Here is a 20,234-nt window from a genome sequence, read left to right as displayed (position 1 = left end):
TAATTTTATGAGGATGGAGGTGGAATGGATGAAAGAGTCCATTTTCCATCGATTATATGATGAATATCACCAAGATGTATTCCAATTCCTAATCTATTTAGTGAAAAACAGATCTATAGCAGAGGATCTTTCACAGGAAGTATATATTCGTGTGTTGAGAGCTTATGACAAATTTGAAGGAAAAAGCTCGGAAAAAACATGGCTCTTTTCTATCGCTAAAAATGTTGCTATCGACTATTTTCGCAAAAATAATGTGCGAGAAAGGCATACGTTTGATGCCTTTGAATGGGAAAGTGAACAGCTCGTTTCTCCAGCTCGTACACCAGAGCAATTTTTAGAAATGAGTGAGGATATGCGTCAGCTACTAGAGGCATTAGAGCTATGCACTGGTGATCAAAAGATGGTCATCGTTATGCGTTATTTTCAAGATTTGTCGATTGGAGAGACGGCTGAAATTTTAAGCTGGACGGAGAGCAAAGTGAAAACGACACAGCATCGCGCAATTAAAACATTGCGGGGTATTTTAGAGCAGGATGGAAGGGAGGTAAATTCGTGATGAAGACGAAATGGGATGAAGAAAATATTGAAAAGCTTTTGATGCAGGCACCAAAAATCCAAGACCACCGTTCCAAAGAGGATGTTTTTGCAAAACTCCAAGCTGCAGGTGCTTTTGAAGAGCAGCAGCCAGTTCAAAAAACTGTGCGTCGTTCATATAAACGTATTACAAGCTTTGTAGCAGCAGCTGCTGTTACGTGTGCAATTGGTATTCCTATGTTTTTAACGATGACTGGAGAAGAAACTGACAAGGGAAGCGATGTTGCGCTACAGGAGATGGAAAATTACGCTAGCGATCGTGCAAATGTTGACAATCATACCAGTGAAGCTGATGCTGCAAAGGAGACAGCTAAGGAAGAGGCAGCAACTACTTTTTCAACAACGGAGGATATGTCCGAAGCACGTGCAATGACTCCGATTGATTCCACTGCTATTTATGATGATGCAGTAGGTGAAGGGGAAGTATTTACTGTTAGTCTGGCAGGGGACGAGGATGTAAGTATCCCATCTGCAATTATTATTCCAAAAGAAAAACTTGTTGAGGATTTTGGTACAGAGGAGCCTACACAAGTTGATATGTATAATTTATATGCACCAAAGCTCGATGAAGAGGCGTACGGATTTGAGGACACTCATCCGATTGAAGGGGAAATTACTGAAAGCGGACAAGAGCTGATAATTGCACTTGAAAATCAAGAGGACTATTCAACTAAAAAAAGCATCAAAACATTAAGAGAAACATTTCCTCAATACGAGGAAGTGCTTTTGGAGCAAAATGCCCATGCTGATAATATAGAAACAGCAACAGTGCCTTTAAATCAAAACTATAGCTATTATTTATTTACACAACAAGGGAAAAAATATTATGTACAGCAGCCCCTTGCGATATATGAACATGTAGACGAGGCGATTTACGGCATGGTTGGATTCAGCACAGAGCAGTATGAATCCGCTATTATTGAGGGGATTAACTTTACCGTAACTGTCACAGATAATGTCCATGTAAAATTTGAAGAGCCATTGGACTTAGAGGTGCTAGATTATAGGCGAGCAAAGCAAATGCTAGAAGCTATTATGCTAACAGCTGCCGCATTCCATCAACAAGTCGTTTTTGAAAATATTATACAAGCAGCATGGGATACCTTTGATTTTACAAAGCCACAGCCAATCCCTGTAGCGCCAAATGAATTACCACTCGATATAATAGAAGGTACCTGAATAGCATGCGAATACGCCGCTTTCAGGCACCTTCTTGCTTTGGATGAAGTGTTCACTATTTATCCCGCATTAACGAGCAGTAAACCTCCGACTTCCAGACTTAAGTGAAAATTGGCTGAAGGATAAGTGGGAGGTCAACTGCCCGTAAAAGCCCGATTGGTTCAACTAACAATCCGTGGAGAAAAGCCTCCACAGATTGAAGTTTCACTTTATCCCGCATTAACGGGCAGTAAACCGCCCACTTCCAGACTTAAGTGAAAAATCGGCTGAAGGATAAGTGGGAGGTCAACTGCCCGTAAAAGCCCGACCGGTTCAACTAACAATCCGTGGAGAAAAGCCTCCACAGATTGAAGTTTCACTTTATCCCGCATTAACGGGCAGTAAACCGCCCACTTCCAGACTTAAGTGAAAAATCGGCTGAAGGATAAGTGGGAGGTCAACTACCCGTAAAAGCCCGACTGGTTCAACTAACAATCTGTGGGAAAGCCCTACTGATTGAAGTTTCACTTTATAAAAGGCTATTTCAATCTTTTTAACTTCTTTCAGCAGGTGTCCAAACACCTGCTGAATTATTGAAACTCGATCTAAGAAAAGACCATATTAAAATAACGACGGAGTGACTAACATCGTGTTGGTTAGATTTGCGGCGGATGTCGCAGATTTTTCTAACGGTAAGGGTATGTATAAAAAGAATTCCAAGCAAAAGGGTTTACTTTTAAAAAGTTTCTTTTATAATAGAGGGTGTAACAACAAATTTAATATTGATTCATCTTCGGGGCAGGGTGTAATTCCCGACCGGCGGTAATTGAAATTGCAATCTCCGACCATTCACTTGGAGGTCATTGCTTTCGTATTTCATAAGCCCGCGAGCCCGCTTTTGCGGTGCAGGATTTGGTGAGATTCCAAAGCCGACAGTATAGTCTGGATGGGAGAAGGTGAAGGCGCAGTCGTCATTTCTCGGAAATGTCGTATTTTGCTTTAAAAAAGTCTGGTAATATAGGCTTGTTTAAATGCGGAAATTTATGACAAAAACGCTTTGGCAACATGCTTTTTAAGCATGGTCGAAATTAGTAATACGACTTTTTTAAGCTTGCCTATTTCTCCCTTATACAATTTATTGTATAAGGGTTTTTTCGTGAATGGCATAGGACTGTCCTTTCTTCTTGCAAGAGTGAATCAGCAAAGAGGAGAGATTTTTTATGCGTAAGCAAAACTTGAAGTTACGTTCAACTGTAACAATCGCAATGCTAAGTAGCATCTCATTTTTATTAATGATGCTCGATTTTCCACTGCCGTGGTTTCCAGTATTTCTAAAAATTGATTTTAGCGATGTACCAGCGTTGATTGCAGCGATTACAATGGGACCAGTTGCTGGTATTGTAGTAGAATTGATTAAAAATATTTTAGATTGGCTGTTTAAAGGAGCCCCAACAGGTGTTCCAGTAGGACATATGGCGAATTTTGTAACAGGTATTTTATTCATTTTGCCAACTTATTATTTTTATAAAAAATTCAAGACGATTCCTGGCTTAGCAGTAGGTTTAGCAGTAGGAACGTTTGTGATGTCTATTGGTATGAGTATACTGAACTATTTTGTGTTTTTACCAATGTATACTTATTTCTTAGGCTGGGGCTCATTTGATATGTATGAGACAATTGTACTTGGTATTTTACCGTTCAATATTATTAAAGGGATTATTATATTAACTGTTGCGCTGCTCCTATTCCGCACGATGAAAACATGGATTGACAAGCAGCAGTCCACCTATTTATCATTAAAATAATCAAAAGCCGAGCTGCTCTATAAGCTCGGCTTTTTATAAGGAAGTGAATAAAAATGATTCGAATGCTCACAGCAAATGAACAACTACCGATGGACTTGCTTTTATTAGCGGATCCATCAGAAGAAATTGTAATTGATTATATAAAACGTGGATACTGTTATGTGGCAGAGCGTGATGGACAAATAGTTGGTGTTTATGTGTTGCTACCAACAAGACCACATACCGTAGAGCTTGTCAATGTAGCAGTAGATGAACAATGGCAAGGGCAGGGAATAGGTAAGCAGCTTGTGCTACATGCGATTGAAAGTGCAAAAATGGCACAATATAAGACAATTCAGCTAGGCACAGGTAATTCTAGCATTAACCAGCTTGCGCTTTATCAAAAATGTGGCTTTCGCATAGTTGGCGTAGATCGCGATTTCTTTATCCAGCATTATGATGAGCCGATTTTTGAAAACGGAATTCAATGTGTAGACATGATGCGGTTAGAAATTGTACTTTAAGTTTGAACAAGCTGTCTAGAGGTGTTTTCATTTTCCGTTTATCTAGTCGTATGGCTTGGACTTTGAGCGATGACGGTAGCTACAATAATTAAAATATTTGTTATTAAAATATTTGTTGACAGCCTCCCGCTATATTTAATTATATAGCGGGAGGCTGTCATCGGATTATTTATAGGCTATTTTCGATATTTTATACACAAAAAGAGGCAAAGCTCGTTATTGCGACGCTACATTTGTTTTTGATAAATTTTGCGATAGTCAATTTTGCCATGTGTATCGAATTGAATATTATAAAATGGACGGTCTTTTCTTATATAAAATACGTGTTGGCGATGTGCTAAAAATTTTAGCGTAAAGGTGTTAATTAAGTGTTCTTCTATTTTATATAACAGATTCATTGCTTGGCTGTCATCTTGGCACATAGTTGCTTGCTGGAGCAATGCTTGCACTTCCGCATTGCTAGAAAAAGCACTAATAGGAGAGCGCTCGCTGTCTAATCCATATAACCAGCCAAGTAGCTTGTCATCCCCAATTGCAATACCACCAACAAAAATATCGTAATGCTGTACACAATAGTCTGCCGATGCATGGAAAGGCATAAGTGTTAATTCGTGTGGGATGTGATGGGCTGTTAAAAATGAGCTTAAAATTTGTGCTTCCCGCAAATGGTTGGCATGTGGCCGAATTTGCTGTACACCGATACGTAAATAAGGAAAATCAAGTGTCGGTAGCGGAAGCGGTGATTGCTGTTGTCTGTTATTTGTCGTTAAAAAGCTAGTGGCTATTATTTCACCTTCTTCTGTTAAGCAGTAGCTTGCCGCATCAATTGCCTCAAATAATGCACGTCGATACTTTTCATCCTGCAATGGCCCACGTGCCGCATTGAATATAATAAAATCGGCTCCCTGCTCTTGAAAAACGATTTTTTGTTGTGCTATATGTGCAGCAAAAGGAAGTGCACTGATGCCAAACTGTTGAATGTTTTCTGTAAAAAGAATATCCACATCATCAATCCATGGTCGCTGCTTAAAATATTTCGGAAATACGGAGAGTCGCATATGTTGCTCATTTTTCTCAGCGATATAAAATGCACCGCAACCAGGCGGGATGCCTTTTGCACCTTCTTCAATCCATTTTACAGGTATAATAGAAAAGCGATAACTACATAGTATACGAGGGAATAGCATTGTTGGCTGTGCAAGCTCTATTGTAAAATGATATGGGCTTGTCACAGTCAATCGCGCCTCTGGTAATAGTTTTCTCATACAAGCGCGCTTTAAGGAAGCAATGACATCCTCGCTTGTGAGCTTTGTTCCATTGTGAAAGTAAATATTTTTACGCAATGTAAAAGTCCATTTTTTTGCGTCGCTTGTGTGATAGCCGTAGACTAAATTAGGTTGCACACGCTCTGTTTCTATACAATAAACAAATAAAGGCTCATGTATTTGATTGTAAAAATGCATATCGTGCCGAGAGTTGCCGTTTAACGGGTCATAATGAAGCTGAATATTTGGATAAGGATAGCGAAAAACATCGCGTTCCTCCTCATTTGAAAAGCCGTAACGTTGCTGTAGCCAATTTTCTACTTGTGGATGTGAAATTACATCGTGCTCTTGTAATAGTGCATAGGCCTCTTTAAATTGTTGCTGCTCCCAATAATGGTCGAATGCTAAATAAATAGCTTCTAGCTTTGTTAGCTGTAAAAGCACTGTAGGCTTTTTCCCACGACCTTGTGTAGTATGCCATTTTAGCCATCCACGTTCCTCACATTTTTTTATAAGCACCTTCGCATAGCGTGCAGAGCAGCTCCATATTTGCGCTAACTCTGCAATAGATGTTGTGCTACTTTGTCCGACTTCAAAACGCCCATATAGTTTTAAAATGTATTGAAACATAGCTCCTCCTTTAAAAGGTGAACAATAAAAATAAAGTACTCACTTTTTGTTCCTCTATTTTTATTTTACACTAAATTGCAGGAGGTGCTTAGATGAATTTATATCATAATCGTAATTTTTTATTGTTGTACATAGGGACAATCGCATCAACGATAGGCTACCAGCTTTATAATTTTATTTTGCCACTTTTTATATATGATTTAACAAAATCGGCACTGGCAATGAGTACGATGCGTATGATTGATTTTTTACCGAATATTTTGCTAGGCATGCTTGCAGGGGTGCTTGTTGACCGTATAAATCGCAATAGGATGCTTAAATATACAGGTTTTATTAAAGCGGTGCTTGCGACATTGTTAACTGTCATTATTTTGTTAGATACCGTGCAGCTTTGGCATATGTATATTTTAGGTTTTTTCATGGCAACTGTTAGCTATACATTTGGGAATGCGCAACATGCGATTGTGCCACAACTCTTTGAGAAGTCGTTGATGACTGAAATTCAGGCTAAATTTTCGTTTATTAATACGCTGTTTTCAATAGTAGGTCCAGCAATTGCAGGGATGTTGCTCGTTTTTATTGCCTATGATTATTTATTTATTGTTTATGCATTCTCGTTAGTTGTTATTTGGTTGAGTGTTTTTTTATTAGACGCGACACCAACACCGGAAAGAGCGCATAAGCAATCTATTTTAGCCGATATGAAAGAGGGATTTATCGAGCTATTCGGTAATAAAACATTATTTTATCCGACGATAGCTATTTTATTTAGCAATTTAGCGACGAGCTTTGTCATTGGGGTGCAAGTTTTTTACGTAGTTGATGTGCTACAGGAAACGAAGGAGCAGCTTGGATTTATGTATTCAATTGCTGCTATAGGAGGTCTTATAGGTGCTAAATTTATTCAGCCTCTACGCAGAAAATGGACACGCGGCAAAATTTTTACGACAATTTATTTAATCGATAGTTTCGTGCTGCTGTTATTCTTTTTTGCGACAACCTGGTGGCAGCTTGGTATGTTATTAGCTATTCGTACATGTACAACAATCATTATCAATATTATTTATTTAGCCATTCGTCAAGAATCAACACCGAATCATTTATTGGGACGTGTTGCAGGCACCTCCTCTATGTTTATGAAGCTTGCACTACCTGCTGGTTTATTTATTGGAGGAGTATGGGCGGAGACGCTACCAATTCCGTATATTTTCCTTCTTTCAGCTTGTATCGTCTTTGCTATTTATATTGTGCTGACAAAACAGCAATTTAGTACAATACAGTAATTTTAGGATTGTCGGGTATATGCTCTGACAATCCTATTTCCTATATATACCACTTGTAAAAACAAACGAATGTTCGTAAAATAAGAACAAACGTTCTTTGGAGGAGTGGTTAATTTGTATGCTAATTGTCCAGACCGCGTAATTGTCTGTATCGATATGAAATGCTTTTATGCAAGCTGTATCGCAATGTTGGAAGGACTTGATGTGGAGCAGGAGCCGATTGCGATTGTTGGAAATCTTCATCAAGCAGGCAGTATTGTACTCGCTGCCTCACCACCGATGAAGCAGCATTTCCATATTAAAACGGGCAATAGACGTTATGACATACCAAATCATCCGAGCATTAAGCTATTTGAGCCGAAAATGGATTTCTTTTTACAAATGTCGATAGAAATTACGAAGTTAATCATGCAATTTGTTCCGCGTGAAGCCATTCATGTGTACAGTGTCGATGAAAGCTTTATTGATTTAACAGGTACTGAGAAGCTATGGGGTGCACCAGAAGAAACAGCGATGACGATTCGGCAAGCAATATACAATCAATTTGGTATTCCGTCCTCTGTTGGCATGGGTCCAAATATGTTAATGGCAAAACTAGCGCTCGATTTAGAGGCGAAAGCAACAGGCTTTGCGAAATGGACTTATAAGGACGTGCCACAAAAGCTTTGGCCCATTGCTCCACTATCGGAAATGTGGGGGATTGGACGACGTATGGAGTATGCTCTAAATAAAAAAGGGATTTTTAGTGTTTATGATTTAGCACATGCGAATCTTAAAATGCTTGAAGATGAGTTTGGCATTATAGGAAACCAATTGTATTATCATGCGTGGGGCATTGATTTATCGACATTTGAGGAGCCAGATATGAAGGAGCCGATGAGCTTTGGCAAAGGGCAAATGCTTATGCGTGACTACCATACGCATGAGGAGATTTTAATTGTTTTACTGGAGATGTGCGAGGATATCGCAAAAAGAGCAAGGATGGCTGGCTATATTGGAGCAACTGTTTCGCTTGGCGTTTCTTATAGCCGCTCGGCGCTGGAAAAAAACTTTTATCGCTCTAAAACAATGATTGAGCCGACGAATGAAACAATGAAAATGTATGAAACTTGTAAAGAGCTATTTAACATTCATTTTGCAGAACAGCCTGTGCGTCAGCTTTCTGTACGTTTATCTAATTTACAGCCACATGGCAGTATTCAGCTCGATTTGTTTGATAAGCAAAAAGAGCAACGGCAAATGCTTGGCTATACCATGGATGCGATTCGCGAGCGTTTTGGCGCTACCTCATTACTGCGAGCTGTATCATTTACGACAAGTGGCACAGCCATGCAGCGTGAGCAACTTGTCGGTGGACATTTCAAATAAAGTAAATTGTTAAATTCAATTATGCCGAGGCTTAATTCATCAGGTTGTTAATATAGGATAAAGGAGTGAACGTGATGTTGCGTGACCGAGGGAATAAAAAATGGTCTGCCATGATGCTGAGCGAGCATATGGAAATGCTGCGCAATTTAGATAAGGAGCAGATGAAAGAGTATCCTTTAGAACGTGCGGAATGGGAGTTAGAGCATTTGCAACAAACTGTGCAATACGCTCTTCAAACAAAGGCAATAATTTGCCTTATTTTATGGCGGGGGTCGTCTTTTCATGAAGTCATCGGTGTTATTACAGCGCACCAGCAGGAAATGCAGGAGCTAGTTGTTACAACATCTACGCAAACGAAGCGAATTGCTATTTCCTCACTTTATTCAGCACAATTAATGGATGAGTATGATGATTCACTGCAATGAGCGTCAGTTGGTCCATAAGTTTATTATTTTAGAGCTGACAATGCGCACATTACAGTATGATTTTTCACTGCTGTCTACATTAAAAATGCATAGATTTTATACACATATTATGGAGAAACTCGTCAAAAAATTGCGCTTAGAATACGAGAAACATAAGCAATTATTGAAGAAACAAGGCATACGCTTTGTGCAACTTGTGAAAGTAAATGAATATTTTTGTGATGTGATACTGGCAACATCAGGTGAGGATTTAACAATACGCTATGCCAATCAAACATTAAAAAAAGAGGTAGAGCGGTTGATTTTACTTTATTTTGAGTAAACTAACGGTTGACTTGTTCTACGAAAATAAACAAACTCTCGCTAGGTAATTGGGCGAGGGTTTTTTATAATGAAAGTAAGGAGGCGGGAGGATGGAGCATTTTCAATTTGCTATAAAGCTAGCTACGAAACGAAAAGAATTAGGCGTGACACAGGAGCAGGTGGCACAGTATGTAGGTGTGTCAAAGGCAGCAGTATCGAAATGGGAAAAGGGGCAGAGCTATCCAGATATTACATTGTTGCCGAAGCTCGCAACTTATTTTAATATGACGATTGATGCATTGTTAGGCTATGAACCACAAATGACAAAGGCACATATGCGAAAAGTGTATGCAACATTAGCCGAAAAATTTAACAAGCATAGCTTTGCTGAAGTACAACAAGAGATGGAGGAATTGCTTGCGGAATATTATGCTTGTTTTCCTTTTCTTCTACAAATGGCACAGCTATATTTGAATTATTATAAGCAGGCAGATGATTCTGTAGCGATTTTACAGCGAGTAGATGAGCTATGTCAGCGCATTATGGAGCATTGTAGTGATGTGAAGGTTATTTATGAAGCAGAGATGCTGTTAGCCTATGTCAAACTGGAGCAGGGGCAATTTGAGCAAGTGCTAGAAATTTTAGGTGAAGAGGCGCGTATGCAATATGGCTCGGAGCATCTTATTGCTATGGCACTATCGATGCGTGGCAATCAAGAGAAGGCAAAGGAAATATTGCAGGTGAGCATGTATCAGCATATGCTTGGCACAATTAGCAGTGCTACAAATTTATTGCAATATGAAGTAGAGAATCCAAGTCATTTTGATGAAACTGTTCAACGAGTTGAGGCAATGTTGCAGTTATTTACAATTCAAAGATTAAATATGAATGCTGGGCTTGTCTTTTATTTACAGGCGGCGGCAGGTTATATACAGCAACAGCGTGAGCAACAGGCAATCGAAATGTTAGAGAAGTATTGTCAAATATGCTTAAATATTAAATTTCCAATCGAGCTACGTGGAGATAGCTATTTTTACCTGCTAGATAATTGGATTGCCAACAATATTCATCTCGGTGCACAAGCGCCACGCGATGAGCAGTCCATTAAGCGTGATTTACTTGCAAGTATTACAAAGCAGCCTGTTTTTGCAAGTGTTGTGCAGCATGTAAGATTACAAAAGATGCTATATAGAGTAGCGCAATATTTACAAATTGAGGAGGAGATTGTGTGAGTGAGCTTCAACAAATACCTTGGGCATTAGTAGCGCCAATTTTAGTCGTGCAGTTCATTTTAATGATTGTTGCATTGATTGATTTAAAGCGTATTTATGCAACTAATGGACCGAAATGGATATGGCTAATACTTATTTTAATTAGTGGTATATTAGGTTCCATTGCTTATTTCATTGTTGGGAGACGACAGGCATGACATTATTACAAGTTGAGCAATTGACAAAAAACTTTGTGGGGAAAAATGTGGTGGACGGCGTAAGCTTTGAATTAGAACCGCTAACCGCCACAGCACTTATCGGTCCAAATGGTGCAGGGAAAACGACGACGATGTCAATGATTGTAGGGTTGTTACAGCAAACGAGCGGTACGGTTACGATGCAAGGAGTACAGGATATACGGGGGAGCGTCGGCTTTCTACCACAGTATCCACAATTTTATCCTTGGCTATCGGCTTTAGAATATGTAGAAATGGTTGGAAAATTGAGTGGCGTGCCTGCAAGGGGCTTGCGAGAGAAAAGTATCAAAATGCTAGAGTATGTAGGGTTAGGTGATGCACTACATAAAAAAACAGCAACTTTTTCTGGGGGAATGAAGCAGCGTCTCGGTATTGCCCAGGCAATTATTCACGAGCCAAAGCTGTTGCTATTAGATGAGCCTGTATCAGCGCTGGACCCTATTGGACGACAGGAAATAATGAATTTATTAAAAGAATTGCAGCAGCAGACAACGATTTTATACTCAACGCATATTTTGCATGATGCCGAAAAAATGACGGATCAGGTGCTATTTATGAAAAATGGACAGTTAGTAGAGCAAGGTTCATTAGTATCAATTCAGCAAAAGTATGCTGACCCAAGATATCATATACAATTTGTCCGGGAGCAGGAGGCTGCGAATTTCGCAGTGCGTTACGCTGGACAGCTTGATGGTCTTTCTGTTTATTTACCAATACAGCAGACGATGCAGCAAGTACTACAATTATTGGCTACAGAACAATTAGAGATTGTTAAAGTGGAGCGTGTAACAGCAAGCTTAGATGAAATTTTTATTTTGATTCAGCAAATGTCGGATACCCCAAAGGCGTAACAACAAGTATCGAATAGTTAACTGACTATAAAGTGAAACTTCAATCAGTAGGCGCTTTTTCCACTGAATGTTAGTTGAACCAATCGAGCTTTTACGGGCAGTTGAATTCCCATCTATCCTGAAGCTGATTATCACTGAAGTCATGATGTAAGGGGGTTACTGCCCGTTACTGTGGGATAAAAATAGAGTCCTCGACGACTGTTGCAAAGAGCTTGCTGAAAGTGTCGGTAGAGGCATAATTGATGAGAAAGGTGGCGTAGCAATGACACAATTTTCGGTATTGCTGAAAAAAGAGTTTTTAGAAAGCTGGCGTAGCTTTAAATTTTTATGGATACCACTCGTTTTTATATTTTTAGGTGTTACAGAGCCATTAACTAATTATTATATTGAAGATATTTTAGCAGCAGTTGGCAATATGCCGGAAGGCTTTGAAATGCTTTTTCCTGAGTTGACTGCGGCTGATATTTTATTATCAACAACGGGACAATATCAATTGATTGGGCTACTTGTTTTAATTAGTGCATTTATTGGCTCTGTAAGTCGGGAGCGCCATAATGGAACCGCGACATTATTATATGTTCGCCCAATTTCAGCAGCAGTTATTTTTATGAGTAAATGGGTGATGGCTTCCATCGTTAGTATAGTAAGTGCAGTACTAGGCTATTTGGCAAGTATGTATTATACAGTCATTTTATTTGGCTCGGTTGCCGTTGATGATTTTGTAAAAATGCTATTAACCTATTGTGTCTGGTTAGTGCTTGTAATGGCCATTACAATTGCAATGAGCGCAGCATTTCAAACAGGTGTGGCAGCAGCAATTGCTATTATACTTATACCAGTCGGTCTATTTGTTGACTCGGCAATTGGAGGATTTTGGACTTGGACACCTTGGAAACTAGTGAACCATGGGTTAAGCTTTGTGACTGACACAATTATTATCGCTGATTTTCAAATGACATTGCTCTTTACAGTAATTGCAATTATTAGTTTTAGTGGACTCGGCATTTTAGCAACAAAGCGTAACTGGCGTTTAACAAAGGTATGAAGAAATGTCTGAGAGGGCATGTCTGAAAAAATGTTTTGAGACACGCCTTCGCGACGAAAATAGTGACCATTTATCCCGCATTAACTGGCAGTAAGGCGACCACTTTAAGGCTTGAGTGAAAATATGCTAAAGGATAAGTGGGAGAACAACTGCCCGTAAAAGCCCGATTGGTTTAACTAACAATCCGTGGAGAAAAGCATCCACTGATTGAAGTTTCACTTTAGTGTGACAACCACTGGAGCCAGCTTTTTTAGATAACTTTTATTATTGGATAGGCGTTTCATAAATCATCAATGTTTGCCCTTCCTGTAAAGAGCTTGATTGGAGCTTATTCCACTGTTTCAGCGATGTGATGCTCACATTATAGCTTTCTGCAATACTGTTTAAAGAATCATCTGCTGATACAGTGACTGTTGTTTTATTTTCAATTGGATAATCATATTGAGCGAGGTCATATTGTTCAATTAATTGATTTAACTTCTGTTCATAATTTGTATCTGTAGCATAAGTACCTGTTAAATAGCTTGTCACATCACGATAAGAGGAAGTATTACTTTTAAAGGTAGCGTGATAGAATGCTTTATCCCATGACACACCATTGCGTAATAAATTAGCATAATCTCGCAAGGAAGCCTCATAGGAGGGGTATTTCCGAAATTCATCTAAAATCGTTGTTAGATTACCATTTCCATCGTCCTCTTGTGTTTCCAACGTTACAGAGTTATTTTTATATTTGCCCTTAATACCAAATAAATTGTAATTCGGCTCAGTAGCAAGCCCACTTTGTCCTTTATTACTTTCTAAAATTGCCTGTGCAAGCATAACGGATGCATATAAATCATTTTCAGCAGCTAGCTTACGTGCAGTCTCTCCGATTGTGCCAATAAACAGCTCAACGCTTAAATCCTCCTCAATCGTCTTAGGAATGGACTGTTCATATTGATTAGAAGAAAAAATAGTAAGTAATGCATATATTCCAAGCACAAATAGCATAATAACAATGCCAAGCGTGAATAATAGTCTTTTTAATAGTTTCATACGTACGAGCGCCCTCTCTTTTTTATTACTATTAAAAGTTTAGCATGATAAACTTTATCATGCAAAAAAAGGGAGGAGGGAAATTTTTAACTTCTTTCAGTATATTTATTTGCGACGAGTAATCGCAGAAGCGTATGTTTTTATACCGAAAGCGTAGCGACAAATCTGATTTGTACCGATAGCAAGGCGACAGATATAGGTACAGAAGTCTCGCACCTCAATGAACTTCTACCAAGTAGCTTGATAAAGTGAACCTTCAATCAGTGGGGGTTTTCCTACATCCCCCACTGATTGGTAGTTTCACCATTCGGGTTTTTACAGGCTGTTTGATCCCCCACCTAAACATCTTGGTTTTACCTGCTGATTTGAAGTGAGGGTCTTACAGCCTGTTAATACGGGATAAATCTGTCGTATCCACTTGCTAAAAAATACTACATAGTGCTTTAAAAATAAGGGCATTTTTTTGTCGCATCCTACAAATACTATTAATAAAATATTATATAGGATGTGACGTGTTGAAAAAAATATACGTATTCATATCACTAGTGCTTTTGCTGGCTATCATTAGTTTTTTAACAACAAAGGAAGAGGCGGCCGCTAATCGCAGTAGGCAATATTATGAAGAAGCGGGGCAAGTTGTTTGGGATATTCATACAGATCAAAAAGTTTTGGCGCTTACATTTGATGATGGTCCCCATAAAGAATATACATCTGAGATTTTAGATTTGCTTGCATTGCATAAGGCGAAGGCTACATTTTTTATTATTGGTGAAAATGCCAAGAAAAATCCCGAGCTTATAGAGCGTATAGACACAGATGGACACGAAATTGCCAATCATACGTATACGCATCCTTTAAAGACGACAGTACCTAAGTTACTGAAAGAAATCGAACAAACTTCGGAACTTCTATATCAAATTACGGGGAACAGACCTAAGCTATTCCGTCCTGTTGGTGGGCAGTATACGGATGCGATGATTGATGCCATTGCAGATTCAGGCTATAAAGTTGTGATGTGGTCATGGCATTTGGATACGGAGGATTGGAAGGAGCCAGGAGTAGAAAAAATCGTTCGTATAGTGAATAGTGCCAAAGAAGGTGATGTCATCCTATTTCATGATGGAGGAGGCAATCGCGAGCAAACGGTTGAGGCGTTGAGGCAGGTTTTACCAAAACTACAGGAGCAAGGCTATACATTTGTAACGATTTCAGAATTATTAGCAATACAGCAATCTACTATTCAAAAATAAAAAGGAAGCCCCACATGGACAAAAGAAATTTTTAATGTGGGGCGTTTTTACTTTTCTCAATAACCAAATTGCGTAATAATAGAAAAGTAAAAATGAAAGAGGAGTTGGTTTATGGATGGACATAGGTACGAAAGGTGAATTTATTCGCCGTGCAATATTCATTATTATTGGAGCAGCGATTGCTGCTTATGGGCTAGAGGCAGTATTAATTCCAAATGCGGTGATTGATGGTGGCGTAACAGGTGTCGGCATTATGGGGAACTATCTTTTTGGTGTTCCACTAGGTGTTTTACTGTTCGTCTTAAATTTACCTTTTATATATTTAGGCTACAAGCAAGTAGGGAAAACTTTTGCGATACTTAGCTCGATTGGGATTGTAACTTTATCGATTTCAGCAGTATTAATGTCTGGCATGGCGCCTATTTTAGGTGAAAAAGACCCTTTGCTTATCGTATTATCAGGAGGGGTTTTGCTCGGTGTTGGAATTGGTATCGTCTTACGTAATGGTGGCGCACTAGATGGCTCGGAGGTACTTGCTGTACTTATATCACGTAATATACCTTTTTCGGTAGGGGATGTTATTTTATTTATTAATGCCTTTATTTTTACAGGCGCAAGCTTTATTTATGGCTTGGAAAGTGCATTATACTCTGCAGCTACATACTATATTGCAAAAATTGTTATTGATGTGATTCAAGTAGGGCTTGAAAGCTCAAAGTCAGTACAAATTATTAGTAAAAATGCACGAAATATTGGACAAGCACTTCAAGACCGACTAGGACGTGGTATCACATACACGTCAGGTACTGGTGGATTTTCAAATGAACCAGTAGAGTTGATTCATTGTATCATTACTCGAATGGAGGAAAGTAAAGTTTTAACAATTGTCAAAGAACATGACCCGAATGCCTTCATTGTTATTACAGACGTAGCCGAAGTGCGCGGCGGTAGCTTTAAGAAGAGAAATATTCACTAAAAATAGGGGCTGGGGCTGTCCAAAAAGCCGTGCATAGCCGGCATTTTGGACAGTAGCGGTGATGTTTCGCAAAATGTTGATTCCTATAAGCAGAGAACGCCTCTTTTAAAAATGTGATGAACATTGGCTTTAGCAGCGTTATCCTTCAGTAAAAATGAAGCGATGAAAGCATTGATTTCAATGCGGTGCTAAAACAAAATGGACCTTTCGGACAACTCCAGCCCTTTGTTTCTAGATAAAATATTCGCTAAAAACATCTGCTTCTACTTTATTTGTCACTATCCTCATCGCAAAATGGCTTTTCAGACGACCCTACGGTGATGTTTCAGCAAAGTTTTGTTATTGCTTTGTGTACTTTTTAATCGCAGGAATAATTTCGTCCCCAATTAATTCGATATTTTTCATTATTTGATTGAAAGGAACACCGCCGAAGTCAATTTGTGCCATGAAGCGTTGTTGACCGAATAATTCATACTGGTAGAGCATTTTTTCAATAATTTGCTGTGGGCTGCCGACCATGAGAGCATCCTTTGTATTGCTACCAAGCTCAACTTGGTGGCGAGGATAGCCACTACCCCGAATCGCTAGAAAGCCGCTGTGTAAATGCGGATACATTTCGTCGATTGCTTGTTGTGTTGTTTCTGCCACATAAAATAAGCTTGTTGTTGCGATTGGTAGGTTGGCTGGGTCGAAGCCGCTTTCAGTTGCAGCGTCACGATATGCATCGACGGAAACTTTAAAGTTTGCAGCTGGTCCGCCTAATGTTGTGAGCATCATTGGCACACCCATATGTCCCGCTTTAATTGCGCTTGCTGGCGGACCACCAACTGCCCGCCAAATCGGCAATGAGCCTTCCTTTGGCTGTGGATAAATCACCGCATTAATTAAAGGTGGACGGAATTGTCCTTCCCATGTAATTTTTTCTTTTTCGTTAAGTTTCATTAATAGTTCTAGTTTTTCTTCGAATAAATCCTCGTAATAAGCTAAGTCATAGCCGAATAGCTCATAAGCGCCAACGCGAGAGCCACGCCCTGCGACAATTTCAGCACGCCCATTTGAGATTAAGTCAATTGTTGCAAAATCTTCGTATACACGTACAGGGTCAGCTACACTTAAAACAGTAGCAGAGCTCGCGATTTTAATATGCTTTGTAGCCTGTGCGATTGCTCCTAAAATAACCGTATGTGCCTGTGAGGTAAAATGTGTTTGATGACTTTCACCAACAGCAAATACGTCAATACCAGCCTGTTCTGCTAGTGTACTCGCTTCGATTAATTCTTGAATACGCTGCTGTGCTGAAATGCGCTCTCCAGTTAATGGGTTAGCCATATGGTCACCTAGAGAATAAAGTCCAAATTCTATCCCTTTAGTTGGGTCGATGCGGTAATTTTGCATAATTATTCGTCTCCTTCGATTGGCTTTAAGTGCGCTTCAATTTCTGTACGACGCCCTTCTAAAAATGGTGGCAAATCTAATTTTTCGCCTAGTGTTGCTATATCTCCGTCAATTGTAAAGCCTGGGCCGTCAGTTGCAATTTCGAAAAGAATACCATTTGACTCGCGGAAATATAAGCTTTCAAAATAATAACGGTCGATAATGCCTGATGTGGGAAAGCCGAGCTCTTTAACACGCTCATCCCAATAAGCGAGCTCTTCATGATTGCGCACGCGAATGGCTAAATGATGAATGCTGCCACGACCGGGCTTTTCACTAGGACCATCCAGCTCTTTAATGACGATTTCACCAAAGGCTTGCCCTTTAATTGATTGAAAAACTGCTTCATCTTCTGTGCAACTTATTTCTTTGTAATTAAGCATTTGCAATGTGCTTGCGATTTTATCAAGGCGTTTCACTGTTATTTCTACAGTACCCATACCTAAAATTTGATGCTCTGCAGGGACAGGCGATTTAGCCCATGTTTGCCAGTAATCAATCACTTCGCCATTTGCGGCAAGGAGTACTATGCGTAAACCTTCCTCGTCCTCAAAATGGAGGGCAGGGCGGTTGGCATATGTCGTAATTTCACCATGTTTTACATTGTAGTTCGCCAAGCGTTGTTGCCAATAAACTAAGCTGTCTTCTGTAGGGACAAGTAAACCAATTTGTGTGATAGCATTTGTGCCACGGTGTGTTCGTCCAATAAAAGGCATTTCAAAAAATGATAATTCTGTACCTGGGCTACCTGTTGTGTCCCCATAAAAGAGATGGTACATCGATGGGTCATCTTGATTCACAGTTAGTTTTACACGGCGCAACCCTAAAATATGACGATAAAAATGATTATTTTGCTTCGCATCTTTTGTTAGCATAGAAATATGATGATGTCCTGGAATCGTATACATATCAATCGCTCCTTGTATGTTGTTGCTTCCACTTTACTACTTGAAAATTGAATATGCAAGAAAAATATCTCGAATTCAAGATATTTTCTTCTAAGTGATTGACAGCGTTAAATATGTATGGTAAATTTATCTCGAATTCGAGGTAATTTGAGTTTTAGGATTGGTTAGCGGGATTTTTCAGCATATTAGTGGAAAGTTAACAATAATCGACAAAACGGATTATGAACAAATACGATATCGGAGGAATGACAAATGAATCATTTAAAAGGAATCCATCACGTAACAGCAATTACAAGCAGTGCAGAAAAGAACTATGAATTTTTCACATACGTATTAGGGATGCGTTTAGTAAAAAAAACGGTCAATCAAGATGATATTCAAACATATCATTTATTTTTTGCTGATGATAAAGGTTCAGCAGGAACAGATATGACGTTTTTTGATTTCCCAGGTATTCCAAAGGGGGTACATGGTACAAATGAAATTTCAAAAACATCATTCCGTGTACCAACAGATGAGGCACTTAATTATTGGGCAAAGCGTTTTAATCGTTTACAAGTAAAGCATACAGGTATAAAAGAGCAATTTGGTAAAAAAATATTATCTTTTGTCGACTTTGATGAACAGCATTATCAGCTCATTTCCGATGAAACAAATAATGGTGTTGCTTCAGGTACTCCGTGGGAAAAGGGACCGATTCCATTAGAATATGCAATTACAGGATTAGGTCCAATATTTATTCGCATTAGTGATTTTTCTTTCTTCAAGCAAATGTTAGAAAAAGTAATGCTATTTAAAGAAGTTGCACAGGAAGATTCGTTCCATTTATTTGAAGTGGGCGAAGGCGGGAATGGCGCTCAAATTATCGTAGAGCATAATACGGTACTGCCGAATGCACGTCAAGGTTTTGGAACGGTACACCACGCAGCATTTCGTGTGGAGGATCGTGCAATGCTAGATGAATGGCAGACGCATTTTGAAAGCTTTGGTTTGCATACATCAGGCTATGTCAATCGCCATTTCTTTGAGTCGTTATATACTCGTGTTGCACCACAAATTTTATTTGAGCTAGCAACAGATGGTCCAGGCTTTATGGGGGATGAGCCGTATGAAACGCTAGGGGAAAAGCTTTCCTTACCGCCATTTTTAGAGCCAAAGCGTGAGCAAATTGAACGCTTAGTACGACCAATTGATACTATACGTAGCACGAAAAATATCGAAAAAGAGTATGAATAAGGGAGCTAATCATATGGAATTTCAACAACTAATTGAGCAGCGTCGTTCAGCTAATAACTTTTTATTAGATGTCCTGATTACTGAGGCTGATTTAAAAGAAATTTTTGATGACGTGAAATATACGCCAACAGCTTTTAATTTACAGCATGCGCATTATTACGCTGTGATGGATAAGGAGAAGAAGGAGCAAATACGGGAAGCAGCTAACGGTCAATACAAGGTGCATAGTGCCTCCGCTGTTCTTATCGTAACAGGTGATCGCTATGCCTATCGGCAGACAGAGTGCTTGAATCAAGGGATGCGTGACTTAGGCATCATTACAGAAGGAGAGCTACAAGACCTCATTAAGGAAAATACGGTCTTTTACGAAGGTCGAGGAGAGCAGTTTATGAAGGAGGAGGCTATCCGTAACGCCTCGTTATCTGGGATGATGTTTATGCTGGCAGCTAAAAATCGAGGTTGGGATACATGCCCGATGATTGGCTTTGACCAAGAGAAAGTGCGTGAGCTTCTGCAAATTCCTGCTAATCAAGAAGTTGTATTAATGATTACAATTGGCAAGGAAAAGGAAAAAAGTCGCCGTTTAAGAGGCTATCGCAAGCCAGTAAACGAGTTCGTGCAATTTATTTAAGGGGAAAGGCTTCGAAAGAGCAGTGTGGTGGCCTGCTCTTTCGACGCTTTTGATAGTGCTATT

General features: G+C 39.3%; 20 protein-coding genes and 1 riboswitch. Of the genes, 16 read left to right on the top strand and 4 right to left on the bottom strand.

Annotated features, from left to right (window positions below):
- Nucleotides 1-28: 28 nt before the first annotated feature.
- From MHH70_RS05670 to MHH70_RS05655, 4 genes are all read left to right on the top strand, one after another.
- Nucleotides 29-556, top strand: a complete 528-nt coding sequence (locus MHH70_RS05670; RefSeq protein ID WP_342472780.1) for an RNA polymerase sigma factor SigX — start codon at nucleotides 29-31, stop codon at nucleotides 554-556.
- Nucleotides 556-1,773 carry a hypothetical protein gene (locus tag MHH70_RS05665; protein ID WP_342472779.1) on the top strand — a complete coding sequence of 406 codons (1,218 nt, stop codon included), beginning with the start codon at nucleotides 556-558 and terminating at the stop codon, nucleotides 1,771-1,773. Before MHH70_RS05670 ends, MHH70_RS05665 begins: the two co-directional genes overlap by 1 nt.
- A gap of 764 nt (nucleotides 1,774-2,537) precedes the next feature.
- Nucleotides 2,538-2,714, top strand: a riboswitch (FMN riboswitch).
- Nucleotides 2,715-2,972: 258 nt separating this feature from the next.
- Complete coding sequence (locus MHH70_RS05660) at nucleotides 2,973-3,557, top strand: ECF transporter S component (protein ID WP_066171012.1); 585 nt, start codon at nucleotides 2,973-2,975, stop codon at nucleotides 3,555-3,557.
- A gap of 53 nt (nucleotides 3,558-3,610) precedes the next feature.
- Nucleotides 3,611-4,060 (top strand): GNAT family N-acetyltransferase, encoded by a 450-nt coding sequence (locus tag MHH70_RS05655; RefSeq protein ID WP_107942376.1) that lies wholly within the window; start codon nucleotides 3,611-3,613, stop codon nucleotides 4,058-4,060.
- Between the two features lie 227 nt (nucleotides 4,061-4,287).
- Here MHH70_RS05655 and MHH70_RS05650 read toward each other — a convergent pair whose 3' ends face one another.
- Nucleotides 4,288-5,955, bottom strand: a complete 1,668-nt coding sequence (locus MHH70_RS05650) for an ABC transporter substrate-binding protein (protein ID WP_066171006.1) — start codon at nucleotides 5,953-5,955, stop codon at nucleotides 4,288-4,290.
- 92 nt (nucleotides 5,956-6,047) lie between these two features.
- Here MHH70_RS05650 and MHH70_RS05645 point away from each other — a divergent pair, with 92 nt between their 5' ends.
- From MHH70_RS05645 to MHH70_RS05610, 8 genes are all read left to right on the top strand, one after another.
- Nucleotides 6,048-7,238 carry an MFS transporter gene (locus MHH70_RS05645; protein ID WP_107942377.1) on the top strand — a complete coding sequence of 397 codons (1,191 nt, stop codon included), beginning with the start codon at nucleotides 6,048-6,050 and terminating at the stop codon, nucleotides 7,236-7,238.
- 114 nt (nucleotides 7,239-7,352) lie between these two features.
- Nucleotides 7,353-8,606 (top strand): UV damage repair protein UvrX, encoded by a 1,254-nt coding sequence (locus MHH70_RS05640; RefSeq protein ID WP_342472778.1) that lies wholly within the window; start codon nucleotides 7,353-7,355, stop codon nucleotides 8,604-8,606.
- A 74-nt stretch (nucleotides 8,607-8,680) separates the two neighbouring features.
- Complete coding sequence (locus tag MHH70_RS05635; RefSeq protein ID WP_342472777.1) at nucleotides 8,681-9,031, top strand: YolD-like family protein; 351 nt, start codon at nucleotides 8,681-8,683, stop codon at nucleotides 9,029-9,031.
- Complete coding sequence (locus MHH70_RS05630; protein ID WP_342472776.1) at nucleotides 9,006-9,353, top strand: aconitate hydratase; 348 nt, start codon at nucleotides 9,006-9,008, stop codon at nucleotides 9,351-9,353. Before MHH70_RS05635 ends, MHH70_RS05630 begins: the two co-directional genes overlap by 26 nt.
- Before the next feature lie 91 nt (nucleotides 9,354-9,444).
- A complete protein-coding gene (locus tag MHH70_RS05625; RefSeq protein ID WP_066170993.1) occupies nucleotides 9,445-10,566 on the top strand; it encodes a helix-turn-helix transcriptional regulator in 1,122 nt (373 codons plus the stop codon).
- Nucleotides 10,563-10,763: a PLDc N-terminal domain-containing protein gene (locus MHH70_RS05620; RefSeq protein WP_066170990.1), complete on the top strand. Its 201-nt coding sequence runs from the start codon at nucleotides 10,563-10,565 to the stop codon at nucleotides 10,761-10,763. Before MHH70_RS05625 ends, MHH70_RS05620 begins: the two co-directional genes overlap by 4 nt.
- On the top strand, nucleotides 10,760-11,653 hold the full coding sequence (locus MHH70_RS05615) for an ABC transporter ATP-binding protein (RefSeq protein WP_342472775.1): 894 nt from the start codon (nucleotides 10,760-10,762) through the stop codon (nucleotides 11,651-11,653). The genes MHH70_RS05620 and MHH70_RS05615 overlap by 4 nt, the downstream gene beginning before the upstream one ends.
- 262 nt (nucleotides 11,654-11,915) lie before the next feature.
- The gene (locus MHH70_RS05610; RefSeq protein WP_342472774.1) at nucleotides 11,916-12,698 is read left to right on the top strand and encodes an ABC transporter permease subunit; all 783 of its coding nucleotides are present in this window, start codon (nucleotides 11,916-11,918) and stop codon (nucleotides 12,696-12,698) included.
- Nucleotides 12,699-12,962: 264 nt separating this feature from the next.
- Here MHH70_RS05610 and MHH70_RS05605 read toward each other — a convergent pair whose 3' ends face one another.
- A complete protein-coding gene (locus MHH70_RS05605; RefSeq protein ID WP_342472773.1) occupies nucleotides 12,963-13,736 on the bottom strand; it encodes a glucosaminidase domain-containing protein in 774 nt (257 codons plus the stop codon).
- 515 nt (nucleotides 13,737-14,251) lie between these two features.
- Here MHH70_RS05605 and MHH70_RS05600 point away from each other — a divergent pair.
- Nucleotides 14,252-14,986, top strand: coding sequence for a polysaccharide deacetylase family protein (locus tag MHH70_RS05600; RefSeq protein ID WP_107942383.1), 735 nt, complete (start codon nucleotides 14,252-14,254; stop codon nucleotides 14,984-14,986).
- 115 nt (nucleotides 14,987-15,101) lie between these two features.
- Nucleotides 15,102-15,962: a YitT family protein gene (locus tag MHH70_RS05595; RefSeq protein ID WP_107942384.1), complete on the top strand. Its 861-nt coding sequence runs from the start codon at nucleotides 15,102-15,104 to the stop codon at nucleotides 15,960-15,962.
- Between the two features lie 339 nt (nucleotides 15,963-16,301).
- Here the strand turns inward: MHH70_RS05595 and MHH70_RS05590 are convergent, their stop codons facing one another.
- Entirely contained in the window at nucleotides 16,302-17,357 is a 1,056-nt protein-coding gene (locus MHH70_RS05590) for an LLM class flavin-dependent oxidoreductase (protein ID WP_107942385.1), read from the bottom strand.
- A 2-nt stretch (nucleotides 17,358-17,359) separates the two neighbouring features.
- Nucleotides 17,360-18,304, bottom strand: coding sequence for a ring-cleaving dioxygenase (locus tag MHH70_RS05585; protein ID WP_107942386.1), 945 nt, complete (start codon nucleotides 18,302-18,304; stop codon nucleotides 17,360-17,362).
- A gap of 252 nt (nucleotides 18,305-18,556) precedes the next feature.
- On the opposite strand from MHH70_RS05585, the gene MHH70_RS05580 reads away from it, so the two are divergent.
- Nucleotides 18,557-19,540: a ring-cleaving dioxygenase gene (locus MHH70_RS05580; RefSeq protein WP_107942387.1), complete on the top strand. Its 984-nt coding sequence runs from the start codon at nucleotides 18,557-18,559 to the stop codon at nucleotides 19,538-19,540.
- Nucleotides 19,541-19,553: 13 nt separating this feature from the next.
- Nucleotides 19,554-20,171, top strand: a complete 618-nt coding sequence (locus MHH70_RS05575; protein WP_342472772.1) for a nitroreductase family protein — start codon at nucleotides 19,554-19,556, stop codon at nucleotides 20,169-20,171.
- Nucleotides 20,172-20,234: the final 63 nt, after the last annotated feature.

The organism is Metasolibacillus sp. FSL H7-0170 (genome assembly GCF_038593115.1).
Taxonomy (GTDB): domain Bacteria; phylum Bacillota; class Bacilli; order Bacillales_A; family Planococcaceae; genus Metasolibacillus; species Metasolibacillus fluoroglycofenilyticus.
This window is presented reverse-complemented; position numbering and strand designations above follow the sequence as displayed.